7 protein-coding genes are annotated in these 6,941 nt (G+C 63.9%); 2 read left to right on the forward strand and 5 right to left on the reverse strand.

Translation table 11 applies throughout. The annotated features are described in order from the left end of the window. Window positions 1–3: 3 nt before the first annotated feature. The 4 genes from EYZ64_RS02155 to EYZ64_RS02170 form a co-directional block, all read right to left on the reverse strand. On the reverse strand, window positions 4–342 hold the full coding sequence (locus tag EYZ64_RS02155; RefSeq protein WP_286174568.1) for a WhiB family transcriptional regulator: 339 nt from the start codon (window positions 340–342) through the stop codon (window positions 4–6). 65 nt (window positions 343–407) lie between these two features. Continuing rightward, window positions 408–1,493, reverse strand: a complete 1,086-nt coding sequence (locus tag EYZ64_RS02160) for an NADP-dependent oxidoreductase (RefSeq protein ID WP_135451662.1) — start codon at window positions 1,491–1,493, stop codon at window positions 408–410. 32 nt (window positions 1,494–1,525) lie between these two features. Continuing rightward, window positions 1,526–3,148 carry an AMP-binding protein gene (locus EYZ64_RS02165; RefSeq protein WP_135451663.1) on the reverse strand — a complete coding sequence of 541 codons (1,623 nt, stop codon included), beginning with the start codon at window positions 3,146–3,148 and terminating at the stop codon, window positions 1,526–1,528. Window positions 3,149–3,173: 25 nt separating this feature from the next. Continuing rightward, window positions 3,174–3,920 (reverse strand): gamma-glutamyl-gamma-aminobutyrate hydrolase family protein, encoded by a 747-nt coding sequence (locus EYZ64_RS02170; protein WP_135451664.1) that lies wholly within the window; start codon window positions 3,918–3,920, stop codon window positions 3,174–3,176. A gap of 226 nt (window positions 3,921–4,146) precedes the next feature. Here EYZ64_RS02170 and EYZ64_RS02175 point away from each other — a divergent pair, with 226 nt between their 5' ends. Beyond that, complete coding sequence (locus tag EYZ64_RS02175; protein ID WP_286174569.1) at window positions 4,147–5,709, forward strand: APC family permease; 1,563 nt, start codon at window positions 4,147–4,149, stop codon at window positions 5,707–5,709. 15 nt (window positions 5,710–5,724) lie between these two features. On the opposite strand, the gene EYZ64_RS02180 is transcribed toward EYZ64_RS02175, so the two are convergent. Next, entirely contained in the window at window positions 5,725–6,468 is a 744-nt protein-coding gene (locus EYZ64_RS02180; RefSeq protein ID WP_135451665.1) for a FadR/GntR family transcriptional regulator, read from the reverse strand. Window positions 6,469–6,668: 200 nt separating this feature from the next. Between EYZ64_RS02180 and EYZ64_RS02185 the strand changes: the two genes are divergently transcribed. After that, the coding region (locus EYZ64_RS02185) for an SDR family NAD(P)-dependent oxidoreductase (protein WP_135459748.1) at window positions 6,669–6,941 on the forward strand (273 nt) is incomplete at its 3' end.

Genomic DNA, 6,941 nt, shown 5'->3' on the forward strand with positions numbered 1-6,941 from the left:
CGATCAGCTGCGGTCGACGTGCAGCCCTCGGCCGCGAGGGCGCATGTTGGCACCCAATAGAACGTCCGTACGTTCGTCCTCTGACATTCCGCCCCAGATACCGAAACCTTCGCGAGATGCGAGCGCAAAATCGAGACAGTCGCGTTTCACCGAGCAACTCGTGCAGATCTGCTTGGCCAGTAAATTCCGATTCCGCCGGGCATCGCCCCGTTCGCCGTCCGGATGGAAGAACGTATCGGGGTCGGCGCTACGGCAATTCGCAGATTCTTGCCAATGCTCAGTGATGACACGCTGCGAGCGAGCGGGCGTGTTCGTGAGGTCGATTGCTCTGTATCCGTTCACAAGAACTCCTCAGGAGCGTGCGTGCCGCCGACAGTCCGGGCCGGGAATGCCGGCGAGCACCACTGTTAGAAGTTCCCTCCGGTGGGCTCGGCGATCTGCAGGATCTGCTTGCCGAAGTTCTTGCCATCGAACAGGCGATTGAGGGCGCCGACGGCGTCGTCGACAGTGCCCTTCTGGACGTCCTCTGCCCAGACGATGTCCCCGGCGCGGATCCATGCGGTGAGTCGATCGGCAGCTTCGTCGAACCGGTCCAGGAAGTCGGTGACGATGAACCCCGCCATGCTGGCGCTGCGCACTGTGATGGTTGACAGGTTGGTCGGGCCGTACGCGGTAGCTTCGTCGGAGTAGCCGCTGGATATGCCTCCGCACAGCACAACCCGGCCCCGCTGGGCGATGTTGCGGATCCCGGCCTCCAGGATTTTGCCGGCAACGTTGTCGTAGAACAGGTTTACTCCGCGAGGTGCCAGCTCGGCGACACGGCCGGCGACATCCTCGCTCTTGTAATCGATCGCGGCGTCGAACCTGGCCGTTTCGGTGAGCCATCGGGCCTTGTCCGGGCCGCCCGCCAGTCCGATCGTGCGGGCACCGGCCAGTCGCGCGATCTGACCCGCAACCGATCCGGTCGCACCGGCGGCGCCGGACACGAGCACGACATCTCCGGGCCGGATTTGGCCGATCTCGACAGTGCCGAAGTAGGCGGTGAGGCCGGTTGTGCCCAGCACGCCGAGCGCCGCCGTGGGGGAGATGCCCTCTGGGACTTTATGTGCTTTGGGCAGTGCGCCCGTGTTGCCGCCCACGTGCTCGAGGGTCCCGATGGTGCCGGCCGCGGGGATGCACACCGCGTAGTCCTGCCAGCCGAAGTTGCCGTGCACCAGGGTGCCAACGGGGAACCCGGCGTCGGCGCTGTCGACGACTTCGCCAACCGCATGTCCGCGCATGACGTCGCCGAGTGCGACCGGGGGAGCATAGGACGGCCCGTCGTTCATCCATCCGCGCTGGGCGGGATCGAATGCCAACCAGAGCACCTTGACGACGAGTTGGCCGGGGCTGGGCGAGGGCACCGGTGTGGTGTCGACAGTGAAATCGGATTGCTTCAGGGTCCACACCGGGCGGGTGGTCAGCAACATGCGGCGGTTCTGCAGGAAAGTCATGAAGGAGTCCTTTGTTTGGAGTGGCGTTTGGGCTAGCCGCGGATCTTGGCAGCGGCCTCGCCCCATTCGTCGTTGCGCAGTGTGGTCTTGAGTGTCTTGCCCGTTGAGGTCTTCGGTATCTCGGGGACGATCTGGATGTCGCGGGGTGCTTTGTAGGCGGCCAATCGGGTCTTGATGTGTTCGATCAGTTCGGTGGGCTTGACCTGAGCGTGCGGGACGGTGACGACGAATGCCTTGGGCCGTTCGCCCCAGGTCGCGTCCGGTACGCCGACGACGGCGACGTCGAGCACTGCGGGATGCGACATCAATGCCTGCTCGACCTCGACCGAGGAGATGTTCTCGCCGCCGGAGATGATGACGTCTTTGGCCCGATCGAACAGCTGGACGTACCCGTCGGGATGGCGGACGCCGAGGTCACCGGAATGAAACCAGCCACCGGCGAAGGCTTTCTCGGTGAGTTCGCGTTCCTGGTGGTAGCCCTTCATGACGATATTGCCGCGCATGACGATCTCGCCCATCTCGCTTCCGTCAGGGCGCACATCGACGAGCGGCTCTCCGGGAGCCGACGTCGCGCGTACCACCCGCATGTCCTCCGAACAGAGCATGCCGACGCCCTGGCGGGCCAGCCGGGCTGACAACTCCTCGGAACCCAATGTGTGCCAGTCGGATTGCATTTCGCAGATCGAGTAGGGGCCGTAGGTTTCGGTGAGTCCGTAGACGTGTTTGACCGTCGCACCCAGGGAGCGCACCGCTTCGATGGTGTCCGGGCTCGGCGGCGCCCCGGCCGTAGTGATGGTGAGGCCGTGGCGCAGCTGGTGGGCTTCGGATGCGTTGGTCAAGGTGCTGAGGACGATCGGCGCGCCACTGAGGTGGGTGACGCCGTGCCCGTCGATCGCTTGCCACATCGCGTCGGCACGCACCGCCCGCAGGCTCACGTGCGTTCCGCCGGACGCGGTGACCGCCCAAGGGTGACACCAACCGTTGCAATGGAACATCGGCAGTGTCCACAGGTACCGGGTGTCGGCACTGAAGCCGTTGTGTACGACCTGGTTCAGTGCGTTGAGGTAGGCGCCGCGGTGGGTGTACATGACCCCTTTGGGGCGGCCGGTGGTGCCGGAGGTGTAGTTGATAGTGATGGTGGCGGTTTCGTCGGGCACCTGCCACGGAAGCGGCTCGTCACTACCTCGGTCCAGCAACGTCGAGTAAGGAGTGGCCGCCCAGCTGTGGGGGTCGGCGCCATCGGCGTCGGGCAACTCGACAATCTCGTTCACGGTGCGGAAGTCGTCCGGACGCAGCTGGATTCGTTGTAGCTGAGCGCCGTCGGCGATCAGCATCGCGACCTCCGAATGGTCGCAGATGTACTGGATCTCCGGTGGTGCCAGCCGCGTGTTGACCGCGACGAGAACATTACCGGCCAGTGGAATTGCGAAGTGGGCGGCAAGCATCTCGGCGGAGTTGGTAGCCAGGTAAGCGATCCGTTCGCCCGGCTGTATACCGGAAGCCCGCACGGCGTGCGCCAGTCGAGTCACGTGCGCGGAGAGGTCGGAATAGGTGAGGCGTCGATTGCCGTCGATCACGGCCACTTTGTCTGGGAACACTGCGGCGGAGCGATCGAGGAACCGCAACGGGCTCAGCGCGCTGTCGAGACCGGTCATATTTTCTGTTCCTTTCTGCTCGGGCTCAACACCGTGCGCCCGCTGCGGGGGATCGGTCTGTGCAGCTGCCGACGAAACCGCGCATCAGCCTCGCGGAGGGTTCGTCGGTGGGCCAGAGGATTTCCGGATGCCACTGGACCGCGACCAACCTGGCGGCCGCGATCTCGAACGCCTCGACAAGTCCGTCCTCGGCCGTGGCGGACGGGCGAACACTCGGGGCGAGGGCGTCGAAACCCTGATGGTGGTAGCTGTTGACCGGGACGCGACCCGCTGTGCCGAGCCAAGAGGCCAACAACGTATCGGGCTGGATGTTCACGGTGTGCGCGGCGCCGTCGAGGTCGGCGGCAGTGGTGCGGTGCACCATTGAACCTGGCCGGTCGCGGGCCAGGTCAGCGAACAGTGTGCCGCCGAGAGCGACGTTGGTCAGTTGCGCGCCGCGGCACACCGCCAGTACTGGAATACCCCGGCGCAGTGCGATTTCGAGTGCGGTGACCTCGTTGTCGTCCAAAGCGCGTGGGCCGGGCTTGATCAGCGGGTCGGTGCTGGTGCCGCCGTACAGTTCAGGATTGACATCGGGACCGCCGAGTAAGACCAACCCGTCGACCATTCCGATGAGATGTTCAAGATCGGTCCGCGGCTGCCGGCAGTCGATGGTCAGCGGCGCGGCGCCGGCGGCCACGATGCCGCCCAGCATTGCCCGCCAATGGTGATAGTGCTGGAGTACCTGAAAATCCATCGTTACGGCTACAGCGGGCTGGCGAAGATCGATCACTGCGGTTCCTTCCTGGCAACGGCCGGGTGTTCGTCGCGGATGTAGAGCGCGATCACGGTGTGACGATAGATAACAGCTAAAGGACTAGTCAATAGCTCTTTAATGACGCAGGGTGGGAGATGTGCCGCGGGTCGCTTCGCCGCGGCCATGTGCAATCCGTCACCTTTATGGTCTAATGAGCATCTCTTTAACCCAAATGCATCAGCGACGCGGAGAAGGGGTCGATGTGAACAGAGGCAAGAACCGCTCGGAGACAACGGGTTCGCAGGACGAAAGTCCCCACACACTGAAACGCGGCGCCATCGGCGTGGTCGGGGTGGTGTTCATGGTGGTGGCCTTCTCGGCACCCATCTCCGCGATGACAGCCAACCTTCCGGTTGCGGTGGGCTTCGGCAACGGGGCGGGGGCGCCGGCCGGCTTCATCATCGCCACCGTGGTGCTGACCATCTTCAGCGTCGGCTTCGTGGCGCTGGCTCGGCACATCACGGCTGCCGGCGCGTTCTACACGTTCGTCTCGCGGGGGTGGTCGCGCGTCCCTGGTCTGGCTGCCGGTGTGATGTCGATGTTCGTCTACATGATCATGGAGGCGGGTGTCATCGGCGTATTCTCCGCATTCGCGCATCAGGCAGCCTCCCGGTTTCTGTCCGTGGACATCCCGTGGTGGTGGTTCGGCTTCATCGCGGTAGTGGCCATCGCGTTGCTATCCCATAAAGACGTGTCGTTGGCTGCCAAAGTTCTTGGGGTCGCATTGATCGCCGAGGTTGCCATCCTGACCGTCACCGCTGTATGCGGCCTGGTACGGGGTAGCGGACCCGAATGGGGGTCGCTTGTGCCTACTGCGGCGCTGCATGCCAACGGGGTAATCGACGGTGCCGTCGGACTGGGGTTGCTGATGGCGTTTTGGTCTTGGGTGGGCTTCGAGGCTGCCGCGATCTACGGCGAGGAATCCACCGATCCCAAGCGCGTCGTGCCGAGGGCCACGCTGATCGCTGTCATCGGGATCGGCGTGTTCTACACGTTCATCGCGTGGGCAGTGATCAGCGCCAGCGGCCCGGCGCGATCGATCGAACTCGCCTCGGGGGATAGCCCATTCGAGCTGTTGTACACGCCGGCGCGCGAGTATGTCGGCAGTTGGGCGGTGACGGTTTTCGAGCTGCTGGTGCTCGGCGGCACCTTCGCGTGCGCGCTGGCCATCCACAATGCGGCCAGTCGATACTTGTTCGCCTTCGGCCGTGATCGTCTGCTGTGGCGCAAACTCGGGGCTGCGCATCCGCGGCACGGCTCACCGTGGATCGCCTCGCTTGTACAGTCGGCGTTCACGGCGTTGTTGCTGGTCATCGCCATCGCGACGAAGTCAGATCCTTACCTGATCTTGTTCACTCTGGTGGCGATCCTGGCCACACTGTGTCTGCTGGTCGTGCAGACCATGTGCTCGATCTCGACCGTGGTCTACTTCCACGTCAAGAAACAGCATCCCGAGACGGCCAGCTGGTGGCGGACCCTACTATCCCCGATCATCGGTGGGCTCGGCATGATGTTCGTGATCTACCTGATGGCCACCAATATGGCCACCGCGGCGGGAGCCGCCGCCGAATCGCCACTGTTCAAGGCGATTCCATGGATCGTGGTGGCACTCCTGCTCGGCTCCATGGGAGTCGCCTGGTACCTGCGTAATGCAAAGCCGCTGGTGTACGAGCGCATCGGCAGGACAGTGTTCGACGACGACGATGCCGCCGGCGACCGGGACGGCGGGGTCAGGGACCGGCCGATCGTGCTCGCGACCGAGTGAGACGGATAGCGCTGACTAGCGCCGGCGCAACCACGATTCGAGGGTGTGGCGCGTCGAGTTGATGTGCTCGGTCATCATGGCGGCGGCGCGGTCCTCATCGCGATCCTCGATCGCGTCGACAATCACATCGTGGTAGTCGTTGGCGTTCGGTTCGATGTGGTGGAAGATCGCACCGACCGGCAGCCACATCGCCCGACGGGCTTGGACGACGGCATCGAAGAAGTACTCGTTGCGGCAGGATTCGGCAATTTTGAGGTGAAAGGCCGAGTCCAGCGATTGCCACTCGGTGACCAGATGCGGTGAATCGTCGTCCCCCTGTGCCCGGGCGATATGTGCGTCCATAGCGGCCAGCATCTTGCGCAGCTGGGTGACATCGGCGGCTCGGCGCCGTTGGGCGGCCAGTCGAGCCGCGCCAGATTCGACCACGACGCGGTAGTCGAAAGCATTGCCCAGTGAGGCGCGATTCTCGCGCAATGCCCGCCGGGCGGCAGCGTCGTCCCGGCGCGGCGCCAGGGCGGTAACACCGCCGTTGCGTCCGCGGCGCACAGAGACCAGGCCTTCCCGATCGAGAATGGTCATTGCCGCACGTAGCACGGTGCGGGAGACGTCGAGCATCTCTGTCAGTTCACGTTCGGCCGGAAGCTTGTCGCCCGGCTTGAACCGGCCGAGTTCCAAGGCTCGGCGGATCTGCTCAACGACCAGTTCGTGGGCGGGGATCTGCCGTACGCGGGTCAGTTCTATGCCTACCGGGCTTGTCATCTCCAGGCCTCCTTTCTGTCTTCTACCTCGACTTTATCCGACGGCATGCGGCAAAACCGCATTTGAACTACTCAATGGACCACATCGTTGCGGGCTGCTCTCTTCGGTAGGTCCGAGCGATAAGGGCTAAAGAGTTGACCTTTAGCTGTTTAAAGCGCAGACTGATCCCCAACCCCGAGCGCATCTAGAGAGGAGATGAGATGGGAGACAGGGTCATCGTCACCGGCGGAGCCGGTGTCATCGGCCGCGCAATCTGTCGGCGACTGGTCGAGAGTGGCTACCAGCCGATCGCGGCGGACGTTCCTAATGCATTGCAGGGCACAGAGTTAGGCTCTGAACAGATTGGCACGGTGGCGATGGATGTCTCTGACCGTGGCAGTGTGGCCGAGGCGGTGGGTTCGGTGATCGCTGAGGGTGAGACGGTGGCCGGTTTGGTGAATTGCGCTGGGATCCTGCGTGATTCGTTTCTGGGC

The sequence above is a fragment of the Mycobacterium sp. DL99 genome, from assembly GCF_004762045.1.
In the GTDB taxonomy this organism is placed as follows: Bacteria; Actinomycetota; Actinomycetes; order Mycobacteriales; family Mycobacteriaceae; genus Mycobacterium.

Excerpts from the sequence above, each read along its gene's own strand:
- EYZ64_RS02160 (WP_135451662.1), bottom strand. The coding sequence starts at position 1,493 with ATGACTTTCCTGCAGAACCGCCGCATGTTGCTGACCACCCGCCCGGTG.
- EYZ64_RS02165 (WP_135451663.1), bottom strand. The coding sequence starts at position 3,148 with ATGACCGGTCTCGACAGCGCGCTGAGCCCGTTGCGGTTCCTCGATCGC.
- EYZ64_RS02180 (WP_135451665.1), bottom strand. The coding sequence starts at position 6,468 with ATGACAAGCCCGGTAGGCATAGAACTGACCCGCGTACGGCAGATCCCC.